General features: G+C 70.9%; 18 protein-coding genes. 8 read left to right on the forward strand and 10 right to left on the reverse strand.

The genetic code is table 11. From position 1 onward, the window contains the following. Nucleotides 1–6 precede the first annotated feature (6 nt). The 3 genes from SLW56_RS16615 to SLW56_RS16625 are packed head-to-tail and all read right to left on the reverse strand — an operon-like array spanning nt 7 to nt 2,848. Nucleotides 7–1,203 carry an efflux RND transporter periplasmic adaptor subunit gene (locus SLW56_RS16615; protein ID WP_267084005.1) on the reverse strand — a complete coding sequence of 399 codons (1,197 nt, stop codon included), beginning with the start codon at nt 1,201–1,203 and terminating at the stop codon, nt 7–9. Further along, on the reverse strand, nt 1,200–2,453 hold the full coding sequence (locus SLW56_RS16620; protein WP_320695194.1) for a TolC family protein: 1,254 nt from the start codon (nt 2,451–2,453) through the stop codon (nt 1,200–1,202). The genes SLW56_RS16615 and SLW56_RS16620 overlap by 4 nt, the downstream gene beginning before the upstream one ends. 56 nt (nt 2,454–2,509) lie before the next feature. After that, entirely contained in the window at nt 2,510–2,848 is a 339-nt protein-coding gene (locus SLW56_RS16625) for a hypothetical protein (RefSeq protein WP_017908581.1), read from the reverse strand. Between the two features lie 300 nt (nt 2,849–3,148). Between SLW56_RS16625 and rpmB the strand changes: the two genes are divergently transcribed. From rpmB to SLW56_RS16645, 4 genes are all read left to right on the forward strand, one after another. Then, nucleotides 3,149–3,385, forward strand: coding sequence for a 50S ribosomal protein L28 (rpmB, locus tag SLW56_RS16630; RefSeq protein ID WP_010342733.1), 237 nt, complete (start codon nt 3,149–3,151; stop codon nt 3,383–3,385). Nucleotides 3,386–3,395: 10 nt separating this feature from the next. Next, the gene (gene rpmG / locus SLW56_RS16635) at nt 3,396–3,563 is read left to right on the forward strand and encodes a 50S ribosomal protein L33 (protein WP_169411268.1); all 168 of its coding nucleotides are present in this window, start codon (nt 3,396–3,398) and stop codon (nt 3,561–3,563) included. A 159-nt stretch (nt 3,564–3,722) separates the two neighbouring features. Beyond that, entirely contained in the window at nt 3,723–5,141 is a 1,419-nt protein-coding gene (gene cls / locus SLW56_RS16640) for a cardiolipin synthase (RefSeq protein WP_010342732.1), read from the forward strand. A 111-nt stretch (nt 5,142–5,252) separates the two neighbouring features. Continuing rightward, nucleotides 5,253–6,677: an FAD/NAD(P)-binding protein gene (locus SLW56_RS16645; RefSeq protein WP_295907797.1), complete on the forward strand. Its 1,425-nt coding sequence runs from the start codon at nt 5,253–5,255 to the stop codon at nt 6,675–6,677. Between the two features lie 162 nt (nt 6,678–6,839). Here the strand turns inward: SLW56_RS16645 and SLW56_RS16650 are convergent, their stop codons facing one another. Then, on the reverse strand, nt 6,840–8,357 hold the full coding sequence (locus SLW56_RS16650) for an MFS transporter (protein WP_320695195.1): 1,518 nt from the start codon (nt 8,355–8,357) through the stop codon (nt 6,840–6,842). Nucleotides 8,358–8,472: 115 nt separating this feature from the next. Between SLW56_RS16650 and SLW56_RS16655 the strand changes: the two genes are divergently transcribed. The 4 genes from SLW56_RS16655 to SLW56_RS16670 all read left to right on the forward strand — a co-directional run bounded on the left by SLW56_RS16655 (nt 8,473) and on the right by SLW56_RS16670 (nt 13,424). After that, nucleotides 8,473–9,354, forward strand: coding sequence for a LysR substrate-binding domain-containing protein (locus SLW56_RS16655; protein WP_320695196.1), 882 nt, complete (start codon nt 8,473–8,475; stop codon nt 9,352–9,354). A gap of 70 nt (nt 9,355–9,424) precedes the next feature. Further along, on the forward strand, nt 9,425–11,626 hold the full coding sequence (gene uvrD, locus SLW56_RS16660) for a DNA helicase II (RefSeq protein WP_267093130.1): 2,202 nt from the start codon (nt 9,425–9,427) through the stop codon (nt 11,624–11,626). A 194-nt stretch (nt 11,627–11,820) separates the two neighbouring features. Continuing rightward, nucleotides 11,821–12,138 carry a helix-turn-helix transcriptional regulator gene (locus tag SLW56_RS16665; protein WP_223875660.1) on the forward strand — a complete coding sequence of 106 codons (318 nt, stop codon included), beginning with the start codon at nt 11,821–11,823 and terminating at the stop codon, nt 12,136–12,138. A 2-nt stretch (nt 12,139–12,140) separates the two neighbouring features. After that, nucleotides 12,141–13,424 (forward strand): HipA domain-containing protein, encoded by a 1,284-nt coding sequence (locus SLW56_RS16670; RefSeq protein ID WP_267093129.1) that lies wholly within the window; start codon nt 12,141–12,143, stop codon nt 13,422–13,424. Between the two features lie 218 nt (nt 13,425–13,642). Here SLW56_RS16670 and SLW56_RS16675 read toward each other — a convergent pair whose 3' ends face one another. The 6 genes from SLW56_RS16675 to SLW56_RS16700 form a co-directional block, all read right to left on the reverse strand. Beyond that, on the reverse strand, nt 13,643–14,149 hold the full coding sequence (locus tag SLW56_RS16675) for a hypothetical protein (protein WP_267093128.1): 507 nt from the start codon (nt 14,147–14,149) through the stop codon (nt 13,643–13,645). A 217-nt stretch (nt 14,150–14,366) separates the two neighbouring features. Beyond that, on the reverse strand, nt 14,367–15,302 hold the full coding sequence (locus SLW56_RS16680) for a lysylphosphatidylglycerol synthase domain-containing protein (RefSeq protein WP_267093127.1): 936 nt from the start codon (nt 15,300–15,302) through the stop codon (nt 14,367–14,369). Then, a complete protein-coding gene (clsB, locus tag SLW56_RS16685) occupies nt 15,299–16,504 on the reverse strand; it encodes a cardiolipin synthase ClsB (protein ID WP_267093126.1) in 1,206 nt (401 codons plus the stop codon). The genes SLW56_RS16680 and clsB overlap by 4 nt, the downstream gene beginning before the upstream one ends. Beyond that, nucleotides 16,501–17,241: an endonuclease/exonuclease/phosphatase family protein gene (locus SLW56_RS16690; RefSeq protein WP_267093125.1), complete on the reverse strand. Its 741-nt coding sequence runs from the start codon at nt 17,239–17,241 to the stop codon at nt 16,501–16,503. The genes clsB and SLW56_RS16690 overlap by 4 nt, the downstream gene beginning before the upstream one ends. Nucleotides 17,242–17,360: 119 nt before the next feature. After that, nucleotides 17,361–19,298: a peptidase M61 gene (locus tag SLW56_RS16695; protein ID WP_267093124.1), complete on the reverse strand. Its 1,938-nt coding sequence runs from the start codon at nt 19,296–19,298 to the stop codon at nt 17,361–17,363. Between the two features lie 293 nt (nt 19,299–19,591). After that, complete coding sequence (locus tag SLW56_RS16700; RefSeq protein ID WP_267093123.1) at nt 19,592–19,822, reverse strand: hypothetical protein; 231 nt, start codon at nt 19,820–19,822, stop codon at nt 19,592–19,594. Nucleotides 19,823–19,897 lie beyond the last annotated feature (75 nt).

Consider the following 19,897-nt stretch of genomic DNA (forward strand, 5'->3'; position numbering starts at 1 on the left):
GCCTCCTCAGTGGCCGTGGTCGGCGTCGCCCTTGGCCAGTTCGGCCTTGAGCAGGAAGGCGTTGGCGCCGACGATGCGTTCGTCGCCGCGCAGTCCGCCGAGGATCTCGATGCGGTCGCCGGCGCGCCGCCCGACCAGCACCGCCTGCGCCTTGAAGCCGCCCGCGACCGCCACGAACACCGCGTTGCGGCCCTCGACGGTCTGCACCGCATCGGCGGGGACGCTGAGCGCGCTGTCCTGGCCGTCGGTGACCAGCACCGCCGAGACCGGCGAGCCGGCCGCCGGCAGGGGCGCAGCGACCGGCATCGCGCGGATCACCGCGGCGCCACCCGGCTGGCGCAGGTCGGCCGCCGCCGCCGTGACCCGGGCGGCGAAGCTGCCACCCGTCCCGCGCACCTCCAGCGCCATGCCGGGCGCGACCTGCGCCGCCAGCGCCGGCGGAGCGCTGAACACCAGCTCGTTCATCGCCGGATCGGCGACCTCGGCCACCACGCTGCCGGCCGCGACTACGCTGCCGGGCGTGACCTGCACGTTGCCGACGATGCCGGCCACTGGGCTGACGATGCGCACGCGGCCGCTGGCATCGGGGGCCCCGCTGGCCGCGGCCTGCGCCTGCGCGGCGGCAGCCTGCGCCTGTGCCGCCAGCGCCCGCGCGTGCGAGGTTTCCAGCTCCTGGCGGGCGACCACGCCCTGTTCGACCAGGGCGCGGTCGCGGGCATGCGCCAGGCCGGCGGCCTTGGCCTCGGCCGCGGCAGCCAGTGCATTGGCGCGGAACACCGCGGCCTCGCCGCTGACCACGATGGCCAGCGGCTGCTGCGCCTGCACCGCGTCGCCTGGCGCGACCAGCACGCGCTCGACCCGGCCGGTCACCGTCGAGGCGACCGAGGCGCGCGCGCCCACCGCCGGTTCGACCCGCCCGGCCAGGCGCACCGAGGCGCCGCCGCCGCGGCCGACCGCGACCACATCCAGGCCGGAGGCGGCGATCTGTTGCGGCGTCAGCCGCACCACGTCGCCGCTTTCGGCATCCGCGTGGGCAGTGGCATCGGTCTTGGCCACCGGTGCGTGGGCTGCGTCCTTGCCCTCGGCGCCACGGTCGTGCGCGTCATCGGCCGCCAGGGGGGCCTGCCTGTCGCCGGCGCAAGCGGCCAGCAGGAGTGCCAGCAGCAGGCTGGCGGAAAGGGAGATCGGACGGGACAGGTTCATTGGGCCTCCATGAACGGCGCGCGCCCTTCCAGGCGGGCCAGTTCGATTTCCGCCGCGACGCGCGCCAGGCGCGCGTCCACGGCAATGCCGCGCGCGGCGATGAGCGCAGCGCGGGTGCTGCGCAGTTCCAGTTGCGTGATGCGACCGGCGTCGACGCCGATGCGGGCCAGGCGGTAAGCCTCCTGCGCCGCCGCCACGCCGTCGTCGGCGGCGCGTGTGCGGCTGCCGGCGGCCTTCAGCGTGGCCAGCGCGGACACGCGGTCGGCGGCGCTGGTGCGACGTTGTCGCTCAAGTCGTGCCTCCGCCGCGCGTCGTTCGGCGCTGGCGGCACGGATGCCGCCGCGGTTGCGATCGAACAGCGGCAGGCTGAGGCTGACGCCGAGCGTGTAGGCGTGGGCGCGGTCTTCGCGGAACCGCGTCTGCGCGGCGGTCAGGCTCAGCTCGGGCAGGGCACGCTTGCGCTCCACCTCGACCTGGCGATCAGCAGCTTCGGCTTCCGCAGCGGCGATGCGCACTGGCAGCGCTGCCGCCTCGGTCGCGCGCGGCGATGGCGGCGTGCGGTCGAGCAGGCTGCCATCGAGGGACTGCACCGGCGTCTCCAGCAGGGCGATCGCCGCCAGGCGCGCCAGCGCCGCGTCGCGGAACGCCTGCGCTTCGTCCAGCGCCGCGGTGGCATCGGCCACTTCGCTGCGCGCCTGCACCGCGCGCAGTCGCGGCTCGCGGCCCTGCGCGACCATCGCCTCGACGGCGGCCGCATCGTCGCGGATCAGGCCCAGCGCTTCCTCGGCCAGCGCGTAGCGGCGCAGCGCGCTTTCGGCCAGCGCGTAGGCCGAGGCCACCTCGCCGGCGGCCTCGCTGCGGCTCTGCGTGCCGCGCAGGGCCGCAGCGTCGGCGTCGGCGCGGGCCGCGCGGATGCGCGCGCCGCGTTGGCCCCACAGTTCCAGCGGTTGCGACAGGGTCAGCGAGGTTTCGGCCCGGTCGGTGCCCGCATAAGTGCCGCTGCCCCAGGCGTTTTCGGTGGACCAGGACAGCGACGGGTTGGGCAGCGCCCGCGCCTGTTCGGCGCGCGCATCGGCGGCCTCGGTCAGCGCCGCGCCGACGCGGCTGCCGGGCAGTTGATCGAGACGTTGCAGCAAGGTGTCGTAAGAAGGGGCGTTCTGCGCCATCGCCAGCGCGGCCGGGGCCAGGCCCAGCAGCACGGCGACGACCCGCCCGGCCGCGCGCGGCGGCCGACGTGTCGGAGTCGACATGAGCAAATTCCAGAGGTGAGGGAAACGGAAACCCGCGATCGCGGGACACGCTCAACTCACGCTCTGGGTGGGCGCTTCAATCCGTCCTGGACGACGCCTGCAGGTGAAGCGTCGACGGCCTGCATCCAGCGCGCCGGTCGCGGCGCGCCGAACACGGCGAGGGCGCTCGCCGGCAGGCTCAGATTCGAGTGGTGGCAATGGTTGTGGCTGCAGGCGCCGGCATGCTTGCCGTCGCTGTCCTCGCCATCGGCATGCGCCGCGGCGGGCGCGTGCACGGCGTCGGCCGATTCCGGCTCCAGCGCGCAGGCCAGCGCATCGGCCACCGGCACGACCACGAACGCCGCCAGCAGCAGCATCAGCAGGGAGGTACGCAGTGGACGGAACAGGCGGCGCATGGTCCGGACGAGGCTAGCAAGCGGCTTGCGCCGGATACAATAGCAACGCCCGCCTGGTCCATCCGCCCGGACCTGCGCGCGGCGCCTGGTCCTGTGGACAACTTGCACAAGCCCTTGATCGCCTGCATAATGCGCGGCTCGCTGTGCCCGACGAGGTCGGGGCCGGCGGCCGGATGCGCGATCTCCGGCCGGCCTTTCCCAGCGTAACCGCTTGATTTCCCACGTCGCGTGGTGGCCGCAGGGCTGCCGGGGCCGCCGTCTCCCAGGCTATGGGCGACCAAACTACTATCGAGGTGCGCAATGTCCCGCGTATGCCAAGTGTCCGGCAAGCGTGTGCAGACGGGTAACAACGTCTCCCACGCCAACAACAAGACCCGCCGTCGTTTCCTGCCCAACCTGCACGAGCGCCGCTTCTGGGTCGCCAGCGAGAACCGCTGGGTCAAGCTGAAGGTTTCCGCGCACGCGCTGCGCACCATCGACAAGAACGGCATCGACACCGTTCTGGCTGAGCTGCGTGCGCGCGGCGAAAAGGTCTGAGGAGTAGAGCATCATGGCAGGCAAGCGCGATAAGGTCCGTATGATTTCCTCGGCCGGTACCGGCCACTTCTACACCACGGACAAGAACAAGAAGAACACCCCGGGGAAGATGGAATTCCTCAAGTACGATCCGGTCGTGCGCAAGCACGTCCTGTACAAGGAAGGCAAGATCAAGTGATCGGCTGATCCTCGGATCGCTGTTCACGCTGGACACGGAACCCGCCGCAAGGCGGGTTTCGTGCGTCTGGAGGATGGAAAACCCCGCCGCCGCTGCGGCCATGGTTGCGTTTGCCGGCGCAGTCCGCAGAATCGGGCGACCTGGGTTGCGAGGATCGCGATGCTGCCGGTCTGGTTGGAAGGCACGTGGCTGCTGGCGCTGGACTGGCTGATCCGGCTGGTGGCGCTGTTGTGGATCCCCACCCGCACCACGCCCGGCGCGGCGCGCAGCTGGCTGCTGCTGGTGGGCTTCGTGCCGTTGCTGGGGCTGCCGCTGTACCTGCTGCTCGGCCACCCCTGGCTGTCGCGCGAGCGCATCCGCCGCCAGGCGCTGGCCTCGCAGGTGATCCGCGAGCAGCAGGTGCCGTTGACCGCGCTGCGCTGGGCGCCGCCGGCCGACACCGTGGTCGCCGAAGTGGTGCCGCTGGTCGAGCGCCAGGGCGACTTCATGCCGACCCACGGCAACAGCGTCGAGCTGCTCGACCGCTACGCGCCCTCGCTGCAGGCGCTGATCGACGACATCGATGCGGCGGTCGAGCGCGTGCACCTGCTGTACTACCTGATGTTCGACGACGCGGTCGGCGATGCGGTGAGCGCGGCGCTGCTGCGCGCCGCCGCGCGCGGCGTGCAGTGCCGGTTGTTGCTGGATGCGCGCGGCGGCCGCCGTGGCCTGCGCCGCTACCGCAAGCGCCTGCATGCGGCCGGGGTCGAGGTGCAGGCGCTGTTGCCGGGCGGGCTGCGCTGGCGCCGCAGCGGCCGCATGGACCTGCGCAACCACCGCAAGATCGCGGTGATCGACAACCGTGTCGGCTACATCGGTTCGCAGAACCTGGCCGAACCGCAGTTCGTGCCCGGCCATCCCAACCGCGAGCTGGTGGCGCGCGTGCAGGGGCCGGTGGTGGCGCACCTGGAGGCGGTGTTCGCCAGCGACTGGTTCATCGAGACCGGGCAGCGCCTGAGCGTGGTCGCGCCCGCCTCCATCCACGGCGGCGGCGTTGCCGCGCAGTTGTTGCCCAGCGGGCCGGCGTATCCGTTCGAGAACGCGCGCGACACGGTCAACGCGCTGATCCATCTGGCGCGGCGGCGCATCGTCATGGTCACGCCGTACTTCGTGCCGGACGAGGCCACGCTCAGCGCGCTGCGCATCGCCGCGCTGTCCGGGGTGGACGTGCAGTTGATCCTGTCCGAGAGCAACAACCAGCGGCTCACCGCCTGGGCGCAGGAGGCCTATTACGACGAACTGCTGCGCAGCGGGGTCAAGATCGCGCTGTACCGGCCGTGCTTCCTGCACGCCAAGCACCTGAGCGTGGACGAAGGCATCGCCCTGGTCGGCTCGATCAACCTGGACATCCGCTCGTTCGCGTTGAACGCCGAGGTCGGCATGCTGTGCTACAGCGCCGCGGTGGTGCAGCGACTGCGCGCGGTGGAGGCCGACTACCTGGCCGACGCGCGGGTGCTGACGTTGCAGGACTGGCGCAAGCGGCCGGCCTGGCGGCGCAGCCGCGAAGGCATCGCGCGCCTGGCCGATGCGCTGATGTGACGCATGCCGATGACAGGCGCATGACGCGCTCATGCGCGATCGGTGCCGGCACATGCACCACGGTTCTCAGCCGCGGGCCGGGCCGGTGGGGGCTTCCCTTACAATCGCGGCATGAATGAGCTTGTGCCCAGCGAACCGGCCGCCGACGACTGCGACATCGCCATCGTCGGCGGCGGCGCGGCCGGCGTGCTGGTCGCGCTGCAGTTGCTGCGTCAGGCCGGCACCGCGCTGCGCGTGCAATTGATCGAATCGCAGCCGGCGCTGGCGCAGGGCGTGGCCTATGCGACGCCCTGCGCCGAACACCTGTTGAACGTGACGGCCGGGCGCATGAGCGCCTTCGCCGACGCGCCCGACGACTTCCTCGACTGGCTGCAGCAGCAGGCGTTGTATCCGCAGCTGTCGCGCGCCGCACTGGCCGAGGCCTATGTGCAGCGCCGCCATTACGCCGCCTATCTGCGCGCACGCCTGTGGCAGGCGCAGACCGCCGGGCCGGCGCGCCTGCAATGGCGCCAGGCGCGGGTGCTGGCGCTGCATCCGCAGCCGACGGGCGGTCAGATTCTGCAATTGCACGACGGTGGACAGCTGCACGCTGGCGCCACCGTGCTGGCGCTGGGCAACAGCCTGCGTCCGCTGCCGGCGCGCGGCGCTCCCGGTCTCGACGCGCCGTCGCGGATCGAGGCCTGGGACTACGCGCAGCTGCAGGCGATTCCGCGCGAGGCCACGGTGTGCATCGTCGGCTCCGGCCTGAGCATGGCCGACAGCGTGCTGACGCTGCTGGCCAATGCGCACCGCGGCCCGGTGCACGTGGTCTCGCGGCACGCCTTGCTGCCGTTGCCGCACGCCGCGCATGGCGCGCCGGCCGACTTCGATGCGCAGGCGTTGCTGGCGATGCCGTTGCGCCAGCGCGTGCGCGCGCTGCGTCGCCACGCCGCCGCGGCACAGGCGCAGGGCCGGCCCTGGCAGAGCGTGATGGACCGGATACGCCCGCTGAGCCAGGCGCTGTGGCAGTCGCTGTCGGTGACCGAGCAGCGCCGCTTCCTGCGCCACGTGGTGCGCTACTGGGACGTGCACCGGCATCGCATCGCCGCGCCGGTCTTCGCGCAATTGCAGGCGATGCGCCGGGTCGGTCAGTTGCGCCTGCACCGCGCGCGGCTGGATACGGTATTCCCGGTCGGCGCCTGCGTGCAGGTCAACGGCATGGGCGCCGACGGCGTGCCGCTGCAGCTCGACGCGCACTGTGTGATCAATGCCACCGGCGTCGAACTGCGCGCACAGACCATGCGCAATCCGCTGCTGCACCAATTACTCGGCTGCGGCCATGCGCAGCCGGGGCCGCACGGCATCGGCGTGGGCAGCGCCGCCGATGGTGCGCTGCTCGACGCCGATGGCCACGCCACGCCGCGCATCCGCGTGCTCGGCAGTCTGCGCATCGGCAGCCTGTGGGAAAGCCTGGCGATCCCCGAGCTGCGGGTGCAGGCGCAGCAGACCGCGCAGGCGCTGCTGGCGCTTGAGCTGCCGGTAGCTACCGTCCATTGAGCGCTGCGGCGCATGCCGGCCGCGGTTGCGCGCGGCGCAGCTGCGACTCGTGACTTCGGTAACGCCCGTCGCGGCTGAAGCCGCTCCAACAGGGACAGGCCTTTGCGTCGTTTCTAGCTGCGGCCTGCATTGCCGGTCCTACAGGCGGGTCTCCTAACGCGATCAAAGGCCCCCATCCACCGCGTCTTGCGGCGTGCGCCCGAGCAACAGGCAGATCGCGATCGCCGCCAGCGCGGTGATCGCCGCCAGCACCCGGGTGAGCGTGCCGAAGGCCGCTGCGTAGGCCAGCCGTAGTTGCGTCGCGGACAGCGCGCCCTCGGCCATGGAGGCGGACAGATCGCCGGCGACCAGCCGCTGCGCGGTGTCCGCCAGGGCCGCGTGCGGCAGCAGCGGCGCGACCGCGGCCAGCCGCACCTGCACCAAGGCCGCGAGCAGGGCCGCCACGCTCGCCAGGGCGATGCCTTCGCCGGCCACGCGCAGCGTGCCGAACAGGCCGGCGGCCATGCCGGCGCGTTCGATCGGCACCACGCTCACCGACAGTGCATCCATCAGGCCCCAGGGCAGGGCGGTACCGGCACCGATCAACAACAATGCCGGCAGCGCCTGCGCCGGGGGCCGCGCGCCCAGCCAGCACAGGCCGGCCGCGGCCACCGCCAACCCGGCTGCCGACAGCCAGGCCGGGGCGATGCGCTGCGCCAGTACCGCGGCCAGGCTCGGCACCAGCAGCATCGGCGCCGACAGTGCCAGCAGCGTCAGGCCGGCACTGGCCGCCGGCGTGCCATCCACGCCGATCATGCGCAGCGGCAGCAGCACCAGCAGCACCACGTAGCTGGTGCAGGTGGCGACCGGCAGCAGCTGCACGCCGACGAAGCGCCGGTAGCGGAACAGGCTCAGGTCCAGCAGCGGATGGCGGCGGCGCCGTTCGATGCACACGAAGCCGAGCAGCAGCAGGGCCGCGGCACCGAGCAGGGCCAGCGTCGCGGCGCTGCCCCAGCCGCTGTGCGGCCCCTGGATCAGGCCGGCGGTGAACAGCGCCAGCGCCGCGCTGAAACACAGCGCGCCAGCGCGGTCGGGCGGACCGCCGGCCGGAGCGCGCGAGGCCGGCAGCCAGCACGCGGCCAGGGCCCACGCCAGCGCCGCGATCGCGGCTACGCCGAAGAAGATCGCGCGCCAGCCCAGCCGTTCGCTCAGCGCGCCCGCGGCCAGCGGGCCGAACGCCAGGCCGGTGCCGAAGGTGGTGCCAAGCAGGCTGAACGCGCGCGTGCGCGCCGCGCCGGTGTACAGCTGGGCCAGCGCCGCGGTGCCGGCGGCGAGCGCGGCGGCGGCACCGACGCCCTGCAGCGCCCGCCACAGGTCGATCGCCGCGACCGAGCCGGCCACAGCCACGCCCAGGCTGGCGCTGGCGAACAGCGCCAGGCCGCCGAGGAACACCCGGCGCCGCCCATGCCGGTCGGCGAGCGCGCCGGCGGCCAGCAGCAGGCTGCCGAAGCTGAGCATGAAGGCGTTGGTGATCCAGGCCAGGGCCAGCGCGCTGCCGCCCAGGGCCGCGCCGATCCCCGGGGTGGCGACGGCACCGCCGGAGAAGTTCAGTGGCAGCGCCAGGGCGGCCAGGCACACCGCGGCCAGGGCGGCGCCGCGGCGCGGCAGGGGAGTGGAATCGGGAGGCGAAGCGGAGGTCATCGGAGCGGCTCTGGCGGCGGATGTCGAAAGGCCACTAGAGATACCGGGGCGGCAATTCGCGAAAAAGGCCGCGATCCTCCGCGCTTTGCGGAATGGAACGCTCTAATATCGCCAGATGGATCGCCTCACCGGCATCGTCGCCTTCGTCCGGGCCGCCGAACAGCGCAGCTTCGTCGGCGCCGGCCGCGTGCTCGGCATCTCGGCCTCGGCGGTGGGCAAGAGCGTGGCCGCGCTGGAGCGCGAGCTCGGCGTGCGCCTGCTGCAGCGGACCACCCGGCGCATCGCGTTGACCGCCGAGGGCGCGCTGTTCCTGGAGCATTGCCAGCGCGTGCTGGCCGACCTGCGCGAGGCCGAGGAGGCGCTGGCGCAGACCCGGCAGGCGCCGCGCGGGCGGCTGCGGGTCGGCTTGCCGACCATCGGCTACCGCTTCCTGGTGCCGCTGCTGCCGGAGTTCCGCCAGCGCTATCCGGACGTGGAGCTGGACCTGGAGTTCGACGACCGCGTGGTCGACCTGCTCGAACACGGCCTGGACGCGGTGATCCGCAGCGGCGTGCAGGCCGACTCGCGGCTGCTGGCGCGGCGCCTGGGGCCGTTCCGCTTCTGCCTGTGCGCGGCGCCGGACTACCTGCGCCGCCGCGGCGTGCCGCAGACCCCGGCGGAGCTGGCCGCGCACGATGGCGTGCTGTTCCGCGTTCCCGATACCGGCAAGCCGCAGGACTGGCCGCTGGCGGAACCGGCGCCGTTGCCGCCGGCGGTGCTCACCTGCAACAACATGGAAGCGGTGCGCGCCGCGGCGATCGCCGGCCTGGGCATCGCCTGCATGCCGGCGTTCCTGGCGCAGGACGCGTTGGCCGCTGGCCGCCTGCAGCCGGTGCTGGACGCGCACCTGACCGACGGCGGCGCGTTCTTCGTGGTGTGGCCGTCGCGTCGGCAACTGTCGCCGAAGCTGCGCGTGTTCGTGGATTTCCTGGCCGAACGGCTGTTCCGCACCGATTGACGCCACGTCGTGTGCCGGGCGACGCGCGCTGTCGCAGCCGCTGCGCCGCCGCACCGGCTAAAATGCGCGGGTGGATGTCTCTCATTTGCTCGACGATCTGAACCCCGCCCAGCGCGAGGCCGTTTCCGCCGCGCCCGGCCATTATCTGGTCCTGGCCGGCGCCGGCTCCGGCAAGACGCGCGTGCTCACCCATCGCATCGCCTGGTTGCACCAGGTGCATGGCGTGCCGGTGCACGGGATCCTGGCGGTCACTTTCACCAACAAGGCCGCGGGCGAGATGCGCCACCGCGCCGACCTGCAGCTGCGCAACGGCAGCCGCGGCATGTGGATCGGCACCTTCCACGGCCTGGCGCACCGCCTGCTGCGCCTGCACTGGCAGGACGCGAAGCTGCCGGAGAGCTTCCAGGTGCTCGACGCCGACGACCAGCTGCGGCTGGTCAAGCGCGTGGTGCAGCAGCTGGAGCTGGACGAGGGCAAGTACCCGCCCAAGCAGATCGTGTGGTGGATCAACCAGCAGAAGGACGAGGGCCGCCGCGCCCAGCACATCCAGCCGGAACCGCGCGACGAGTGGGTGACCACCCTGCGCAACGCCTACGCGCTGTACCAGGAGCGCTGCGACCGCGCCGGCCTGGTCGACTTCGCCGAACTGCTGCTGCGCGCACACGAATTGTTGCGCGACACCCCGGCGCTGCTGGCGCACTACCGCGCCCGCTTCGGCGAGATCCTGGTCGACGAATTCCAGGACACCAACGCCATCCAGTACGCGTTCGTGCGCGTGCTCGCCGGCGACAGCGGCCACGTGTTCGTGGTCGGCGACGACGACCAGGCGATCTATGGCTGGCGCGGCGCCAAGGTCGAGAACGTGCAGCGCTTCCTCACCGATTTCCCCAGCGCGCAGACCATCCGCCTGGAGCAGAACTACCGCTCCAGCGCCAACATCCTCAACGCCGCCAACGCGGTGATCGCGCACAACCCCGACCGCATCGGCAAGCAGTTGTGGACCGATTCGGGCGATGGCGAGCCGATCGACCTGTACGCGGCCTACAACGAGGTGGACGAGGCGCGCTACGTGGTCGAGCGCGTGCGCCAGTGGGTGCGCGACGGCGGCAGCTACAGCGAGGCGGCGGTGCTCTACCGCAGCAACGCGCAGTCGCGCGCGTTCGAAGAGGCGCTGATCGCCGAGCAGGTGCCGTACCGGGTCTATGGCGGCATGCGCTTCTTCGAGCGCGCCGAAATCAAGGACACCCTGGCCTACCTGCGCCTGGTCGCCAACCGCGCCGACGATGCGGCGTTCGAGCGTGCGGTCAACACGCCGCCGCGCGGCATCGGCGACCGCACCCTGGACGAAGTGCGGCGCCTGGCGCGCGCGCAGTCGCTGTCGCTGTGGGCGGCGGCGCGACAGGCCGCGCAGCAGGGCGGCGACCTGGCCGCACGCGCGCGCAACGCGCTGGGCCAGTTCCTCGGCCTGATCGAGCAACTGGCCCTGGACGTGGCCGGGCTGCCGCTGCCCGAACAGATCGACCAGGTGCTGGCGCGCTCCACCCTGCGCGAGCACTGGGGCAAGGAAAGCCGCGGCGGGCTGGATTCGGAATCGCGTACCGACAACCTCGACGAACTGGTGTCGGTGGCCTCGCGCTTCGTCCGCGCCGACGGCGACGAGGACGCCGACGAAGGCCGCCAGGCGATGACCGAGCTGGTCGCGTTCCTCGCCTACGCCTCGCTGGAGGCCGGCGAAGGCCAGGCCCAGGCCGGCGAGGAGGGCGTGCAGTTGATGACCCTGCACTCGGCCAAGGGCCTGGAATTCCCGATCGTGTTCCTGGCCGGCATGGAAGACGGCCTGTTCCCCAGCGCGCGTTCGCTGGAAGAGAGCGGGCGCCTGGAGGAAGAGCGGCGCCTGGCCTATGTCGGCATCACCCGCGCCCGCCACAAGCTGGTGCTGAGCTATGCCGAGTCGCGGCGCATCCACGGCCAGGACAACTACAACGTGCCCTCGCGCTTCCTGCGCGAGATCCCGCGCGAACTGCTGCACGAAGTGCGGCCGAAGGTGCAGGTCTCGCGCAGCGCGTCGCTGGGCGCGCCGCGCAGCCTGGGGCACAGCGTGATCGAGGCCCCGGCGATCAAGCTCGGCGCCAACGTGCAGCACCCCAAGTTCGGCAGCGGCGTGGTCATCGACTACGAAGGCAGCGGCGCCCACGCCCGCGTGCAGGTGCAGTTCGACGAGGCCGGCGCCAAGTGGCTGGTGATGGCGTACGCCAATCTGACCCTGTTGTAGGTGCGCTCTTCGGTCCCGTCTGCGGACGCGGCGGGATGGCGACATACTCGACGTTCTGAATGTCTTCAATAGAAGACTTAAAGCTGCATAAGATTCATAATTGAAGACTATTCTTCGATTTGCGTCCGATGTCTGCCACGGTATGATGTATCCGATTAATTGCATAAACGCTGTTTGCGTATCGGATTGAAGACATGGCTGCTTACGACAGGTTGTCGCCATTGGCGAGCTCGGCCATCACGTCGCTGGGAGACGTCATTCGTCGCGGCCGTAGAGCCCGGACGATGACCCAGGAGGAACTGGCCGAGCGTGCCCGGGTCAGCCGTCTGACCGTCCTCAAGATCGAATCGGGCAATCCCGGCGTCGCCATCTGGGCGTGGGTCAGTGTCATGGAAGTGCTGGGCCTGCTTGGCACATTGCAGGCATTGCACGATCCGGTGGCGCAGGCCATGGATGCGGCGCATGGACGCCGGGTGCGCAAGCGCGATCTGCGCAAGAAACTGGATTTCTGACGATGCCGGTCCACGAACGTTACGTCATGATCCGCCTTGAGGGAGCCGATCAGGACGTGCCCGCAGGGCTGCTGACGCTGGTGGAAACGCACGCCGCATCAGTCGGTAGCCGGTTTGCCTATGGCATGCGCTATTCCCGCCGCCCCGGCGCCATCGACGTCGATCCCCGCAGCCTGCGCCTGGACGAATTAGCGCCCGGTATCGAGGTCGCGCCGCCGGGCGATCTCGCCCTGTTCGGCGCCATCCGCGATGCCCTTCCCGATGCCTGGGGCCGGCGCGTGCTTGCCAACACGCTGCGCATCCAGGAAGGCCAACTCAACGACCGGGTGCTGATCGACAATTCCAGTCCCAACCGCAGCGGTGCCCTCGATTTCCGTCGCCGTCCCGAAGACGCGCCGCACGACAGCGGTCTGCTGCGGCCGATGCATCTGGATCACCTGCTCGATGCCGCCGAGCGAATCGAAGAGGGCGAGTCCGTTCCGCAACACTTGCTCGAGCTGCTGGGCGAAGCGCCCACGCTCGGCGGCATGCGGCCCAAAGCGGTGCTGGTCGATCAGGGACGGCAGTGGTTGGCCAAGTTCCCGACCCGGCGCGATCCGTTCGACATTCCCTTGATCGAGCACGCCACGCTGGAACTGGCCCGTCTTGCCAAGATGGATGTTCCCGACACCCGGCTGATCGATGTGCCAGGTCGCGGGACGGTGATGATGATCGCGCGCTTCGATCGCGGCACCGAGGCCGAGGGCTATCGCAAATGGCATATGGTCAGTGCGCTGACGGCGCTGGGCGTGCATGAAATGGATTCGCCGAAGATGGCCTATGCGGACATCGCCGACGCGCTGGGCCGGCTGGGTGCGGCGGGACAGGTGACTGCCGATCGCCACGAACTGTTCCGGCGCATGGTGTTCAACATTCTGGTCTGCAACGACGACGACCATCTCCGCAACCACGCGCTTGTGCACCGTGGCGACTTCGGGGGCTGGCGCCTGAGTCCGCTCTACGACGTGGTTCCCAGGCCGAGCGGCGGCAGCGAGCGCTTCCTGCACCTGGGGATCGGCGCACAGGGGCGCCTGTCCACGCTCGACAACGCGCTCACGCACTGCGCGAGGTTTGCCCTCACCACCGCGGCCGCGGCAGCGGTGATCGATGAGGTGGCGGGCGTGGTGCGCCAGTGGAAAGGCCACTTCGAGGCGCAAGGCGTACCTGGTTCGCAGATCGACAAGGTGCAGAACGCATTCCGGCGGCCATCGCAGATCGGCCTGACGCAAGTGAACCGGTTCCTGTAACGCGGTCTGCCGCTCGCGGCGGGCTGGCGCGACTGGCCGGGCAGGGCGGGCATCTACGCAGGGAGCATCCATGGTCTTGCTTCATGGTCCCTACGTCAGCGACCGCGGCCGCGCCAGGACGCCAGGCGATGACCGAGCTGGTTGGGTTCCTGGCCTGTACCTCGCTGGAGAGCTGCGTAGGCCAGCACCGGTCTGACATGCCGCGACCGGCGCATGCGTCAGCGTGGCGACGGCGCGGACGATGCCGCGACGCGGGTGAAGTAGTTGGTGCGCATCGTCGGTGTGCCGTCCGGCGCGAACGCGGACACGGTTTCGGTCATCGAGCGGCCGTCCGCGGCTACGGTGTAGATGCGGGTCGAGGCCACGCTCCTGTCCTTGGACAGCATCATCACCAGCACGTTGGGCGCGGGCATCCGCAGGGCGAAGACATCGGCCTCGAAGTTGTTCTTCACCGGCGTGGCGCGGCCATCGAGCGCGGCGACGCCTTCGGCATGCATGGTGCCGCCGCCCTGTTCGGCAATGTCGACCTTGACGGCCCACTTGCCCTTGCCCGCCTCGCTGAAGCGCAGGGTGACCGCCTTGGGCCGGTCCTGGGGCGCCCGATCCAGGCGCGCCACGTCCACGGCCCAGTTGCCGAGCAGGGGCGAGGGCGCAACGGGTGCGGCGGATGCGGACAGACACGGCGACAGCAGCGCCGCGAGCGCGACGGCGAACAGCAGTTTCATGCGACCTCCCGGGAATGGTGTGTGCGGCGATGAGGACAGCCAATGGTGTGCGCTGCGCGCGTTCGCTCGGTCGACCGTGCCGGGGTGCCGAAGAGCGCATCCGTGCGGCGGCATGACCGTCCTGCTCCAGGACGCGTGCGCTGCGACGCTGGCACCGCAGGCGCAGCGCAACAGGTCGGTGGTCAGGAGGCTGGGTCCGTCGCGCACACGGCCTCGCTCAGCCCGCGCCGCGCCGCCACCGCGCTTCCAGCAGCGCATAGCCGGCACAGGCCAGCAGCAGCGGGCCGAGGTAGTAGAAGGCGCGATAAGCCAGCAGCGCCGCCAGCAGTTCCGCTTGCGGTGCATGCGATCCCAGCAGCGGCAGCACCACCGCTTCGAGCACGCCGATGCCGGCCGGCACGTGGGCGATGGCGGTGGCCACGGCCGCCGCCAGCAGTGCGCCGAGCGCCGCGGTATAGGCCACGCCGGCCGGCATCAGCACGTACAGCAGGGCGCCCATCAGCGCCCAGTTGCCGGTGCCCAGGCCGAGTTGCAGCAGCGCCAGCGGCAATGGCGGCAGGTGCAGGACGTGGCCGCGCACCTGCAGCGTGCGGCCGTGCGCGCGCTGGCAGGCGATCAGGTAGGCCACCACCAAGCCCAGCATGGCGGCGCCGACCCATGGCAGCACCGCGCCGCTCAGCGGCCACTGCGCAGGCGTGCGCAGGCGCCCGCTGACCAGCAGCACGCCGGTCAGCAGCAGATAGCCCATCCAGTTGGTGGCGATGGCGAAGCCGACCACGCGGCTGATCGTCGCCAGGCCCAGCCCGGCGCGTCCGTACAGCCGGTAGCGGATCGCAGTGCCGCCGATCAGCGCACCGACATTCAGGCTGAAGGCGTAGGCGATGTCCGCGATCGCCATGACCCGCGGCGTCGGCACCGCATGCGTCGCGTAACGTCGCGCGGCCAGGTCGTAGCCGGCATACAGCACGTAGCTGGCCAGGCTCAGGCCTGCGGCGGCGGCCAGGGTGCCGGCACCGTAGCCCGCCAGGGTGGTGCCGACCTGCGCCCAGTCCACGGTGCGCGCCGCGCGCACCAGCAATACCGCCACCAGGACCAGGAAGGCCAGATAGGCGAAGCGGCGCAGCATGCGCCAACGCGTGCGCGGATGGTTCATGGCGCGTGCCGCTTGCGCCGCAGCACCGCGGTGCGCGGCGTGCGCTTGGGCAGGCGGCTGGCCCACTGCGGCACGTTGCGCAGCACATGGAACAGCAGCGGCCGCAGCAGCGGTTGCCAGAAGCGCCTGCGTGGCACCTGCGCCGGCACGACTTCGCGGCAGTGCCGTTGCATCAGTCGCTGCAGGCGCCCGTGCAGGTCGCGCGCGAAGGCGGCATTTCGGATCATCAGGTTGGCTTCCAGGTTCAGCGCCAGGCTCAGCGGATCCAGGTTGCTCGATCCCACCGTGCTCCAGTGGCCGTCGATCACCGCGACCTTGCCGTGGAACGGGCGCTCGCAGTATTCGAAGATCTGCACGCCGGCATCGACCAGATGCCGGTACAGCGCGCGTGCGGCGAACAGCGCCAGCGGCGTGTCCGGCTGGCCCTGGAAGATCAGCTTCACCGCCACCCCGCGGCGCGCAGCGGCGCACAGGTCGCGCAGGAAGCCGTAGCCGGGGAAGAAGTAGGCGTTGGCGAGCACGATCTGGTGCCGCGCGTTGCGGAATGCCTGCCGGTAGGCGCGCTCGATGCTGCGTGAACGGCCGGCGTTGTCGCGTGGCAGGAAGCACACCTCGGCCGCGCCGGCGGGCGGCATATCGACGTTCTCCTGCGGCACCCAACCCGCACCGGTACCGTGGGTGGCCAGGGTCCGGCGCACGAACGCGACCATGTCCGCCACCACCGGGCCTTGTACCTCCACCGCGTAGTCCTGTTTCGCCTCCGGGCCGAAATCGGCCAGGTGATCGGCCGACCAGTTGATGCCGCCGATCATGCCGATCCGCCCGTCCACCACCAGCAGCTTGCGGTGCATGCGCCGGAACACGTTCAAACGCACGCCGAGCAGGGTCGGCTGCTGGTCGTACAGGCGCAGCTCGGCGCCGGCCTCGGTCAGTTCGCGCACGAAGCCGGGCGAGAGATCCGGCGAGCCGAACGCATCCACCAGTAGGTGCACGCGCACGCCGCGGCGCGCAGCGGCGACCAAGTGATCCTTCAGCGCCAGGCCGACCTTGTCCTCGAACCAGATGAAGGTCTCCAGCAGCACCTCGTGCCGGGCCGCGTCGATCGCGGCGAAGGCGCACCGGAAGTACGCATCGCCGTTCTCCAGCAACTCCAGGCGGTGGCCCTGGCGCCAGCGCGTGTCGCGGTTCGCGGTCCGGTTCACAGCACGATCCTGGCGTGCAGCGGGGCGTGGTCGGACAGGTGCGACCACGGCCGGCCGGTCAACACCCTTGCGGCCTCGATGCGCACGTTGCGCACATAGATGCGGTCCAGCGGCAACAGCGGCCAGCGCGCCGGGAAGCTGCGCGCCACGCGTCCGTGCAGGTGCACGAAGGCCTCGGTCAGGCCATGCCGCTGCAGCAGCGGATGCCCGCGCTGGCGCCAGTCGTTGAAGTCGCCGGCCACGATCAGCGGCGCCGGCGCCGGCAGTTCGGCGATCAGCGCGCCGAGCAGGCCGATCTGTCGACGCCGGTGTGCCTCGCGCAAACCCAGGTGCACGCAGATCGCATGCACCGCCTCGGCATGACCGGGGATCTCCAGCACCGCATGCAACAGCCCGCGGTGCTCGTGGCCGGCGATGGAGACGTCGCGGTTGACGAAGGAGGCGATCGGAAAGCGCGACAGCAGCGCATTGCCGTGGTGCCCATGCGGATACACCGCATTGCGGCCGTAGGCGAACTGCGGCCACAGCGCGTCGGCGAGGAATTCGTACTGGCTCTGCGCCGGCCAGTCGGCGTGGCGGCCGGCGTGCAGCTGATGCTCGCCCAGCACCTCCTGCAGGAACACCAGGTCCGCGGGCAGGGTGCGGATCGCCGCACGCAACTCTGGCAGCATGAAGCGCTGCTTCAGCACGCTGAAGCCCATGTGCGCATTGATGGTCAGCAACTCGATCGCAGGCATGCCGGGACAGGACGGAAACCACGCCTACCATTGTCGTCGGCGTCCGCGTGTAGCGCGTGACGGTGCCGCCTCGCGCACCTGCCGCCGCTGCGTTGACGGCAGCGGCGGCAGGCGTCGGCTCAGCGCCGTGCGGCGATGATCTTGCTCAGGTAGTCCGGCGTGCCCTCGACCCGCACCAGGTGCGGATACTGCAGGCCGTCGTGATAGTTCACCGGCACGTCGCGCACGCCGCCCTGGTACTTGAGCGTCAGCACGATCGGCGCACTGCCGCCTTTGGCATCGGCGATCGCCTGCTTGAGCGTGTCGCGCGAATAGTCCTGGCCATTGACCGCGAGCACCGTGGCGCCGCTGCTGACCCCCGCCTTGAACGCCGGGCCATCCCACAGCACGTCGTTGATGCTGGCGTCGTCGTTCATCACCAGGCCGATCGACCAGGCGAAGTTGTAGCGGTGCCGCGCCGACTGGTGGCGGCCGTCGTACTGCTTTTCGAATGCGCTGGGCTGGTCGGTATACACCAGCTTCCAGCCGCTGGCCTGCAGGCCTTCCAGCAGCGGCGGGTCCACCTGGTAGACGCGGCGGTTGATGTAGTCGGCCCAGTCGTAGTGGACCACGCCGTCGAGCGCGGCGACGACGTCGTCGAAGGTGTAGGTCTTGACCGCGAAACTGCCGTCGTCGATGCCGAAGAACGCCTTGGCCACGTCGTCCAGCGACTTGCGCCCGCCGCTCATCGCGCGCAGCTTGGCGTCCACCGCCAGCCACACCATCTGCCCGCCGCTGTAGTAGTCCTCGCTCATCTGCCAGCTGCGGTAGGGCAGCGGTGCGCGGTGCGCGGCGGTGGGGTCGTTGGTGGTGTCCTCCAGCGAGCGCCAGCGGAAGCCGGCGCGGTTGCGGTCGTAGTTGGCCGCGGTCATCGCCAGCGCGTCGCGGAACTGCTGCGGCGTCCACATCCCGGCGCGCGCGGTCAGCACATAGCCCCAGTACTGGGTCTGGCCCTCGTAGACCCACAGCAGCGAGTCGCCCATCGGCACGTTGAAGGTCGGCGTCCACAGGTCGGCCGGGCGCCGGAACTTGCCGTTCCAGGAGTGCGTGTACTCGTGCGCCAGCAGGTCGCGGTCCGGCGCGTTCTCGTCCCAGGCGCTGAAGTAGTCGGCAGCCAGCCCGTTCTCGCTGGACTGGTGATGCTCCAGGCCGTTGCCGCCCAGCACGTCCGACAGCGAGAACAGGAAGTCGTAATGCGCATAGTGATGCGAGCCGAACAGCTTGATCGCCTGCACCGGCAGATTGCGGTGCGCCTGCAGCTGCTCGGCGCTGATGTCCAGGAACCGCGGTGCGTCGGCGACCACGTCCAGGTGCACCGGCGCGCCGCCGGCCGGGGTCAGGTCCACGCGCTTGAAGTAGCGCCCGGCATAGATCGGCGAGTCGACCAGGGTGGTGAAGTCCACCGGCTTGAAGGTGGTGGTGGCGCCGTTGCGGCTGGCGGTCTCCAGCGCGGTGCCGAACTCCCAGCCGGCCGGCAGGGTCACGCTCGGCGCCACGGTGATGCCGCGGGTGTCGTGGCCGGCCGGGTACAGCGCCACCTTGTTCCACTCCAGCTGCAGCATCTTGTCGGTCATCTCGAAGCCGTCGTCGCGCGGCGACAGGTACTGGAAGCTGGCGTCGATCGCGCTCACGCCCTGCGGCACGTCGACGTGGAAGCTGTACACGTCGAAGGTGTCGCGGCGCCACGGCAGCGGCTTGCCGTTGGCGGTGAGGGTGAGGCCGGCCAGCATCGCCACCGGCCCGCTCGGCGAATGGTCGCCGGGAATCCACTGCGGATACTGCAGGGTCAGCCGCCCGGCGCTGACCGGGATGGTCTCGTGCACCCGGTAGATACCCTGGCGCACATCGCCGGCGTCCACCTGCAGGGTCAGGGTGCCGGGGTAGGGCGTGTCCTGCGGCACCGGCACGTCCGGTGTGCGCACCACCTGTGCCTGCGCGGCGCCGGTGAGCGCCAGGCCGATGCCGAGGACCAGCGCCCGACGGGCGCGACGGGAGACGGGAAAAGCGGTGGCGGACATGCGCGGCTCCGGGAGCGGGATGGGATGCGAAGCGCGGAACGTTAGCACCTGTCGCCGTCGTCGTCGCACTTGCCCAGCCCGGTCACGAAGGTGCCGGGCAATGCCGTTCATCCGGGGGCCACGGGTCCCGGGCTGTGACCGCGGGACGGCCGCGCGACAGCGATGTCCCTCCGGCGGCTGGCGGCAGCGGCGGTCGTCCAGCGCTGTCCCGCTGTGGACGGCCGCCAAGCGCGCAACCCCTTGGACTACGGCTGCATCGCAGCTGCGGCGTTGCAGCCGGAAAGTGTGCCGCCTCAGTCCTTCAATGCGCCGTCGCCCGGATCGCTGGCGGCATAGGTCGAGGTTGGCAACTCCGCATCATGCGGATGCCGCAACGCCTCGCGCAGCGGCGCCGGCAGGTGCTCGACCGCCAGCATCACCTTGCCGAAATGCACGTCGCGCACCGCGCTCGCCGGCACCACGAAATCGCCGCCGTTCTCGATATTGACGACGAACGTGGCGCCGCCGTCGCGCACCTCGCGCACCGCCTTTGTCTGGGAGAGAGTCCACGCGGGCTGGAATGTGCCGGCATGGGCGTTCGATGATCGGACGCGTAGGCG

It is taken from the genome of Xanthomonas sp. LF07-6, assembly GCF_034105445.1.
Taxonomy (GTDB): Bacteria; Pseudomonadota; Gammaproteobacteria; order Xanthomonadales; family Xanthomonadaceae; genus Xanthomonas_A; species Xanthomonas_A sontii.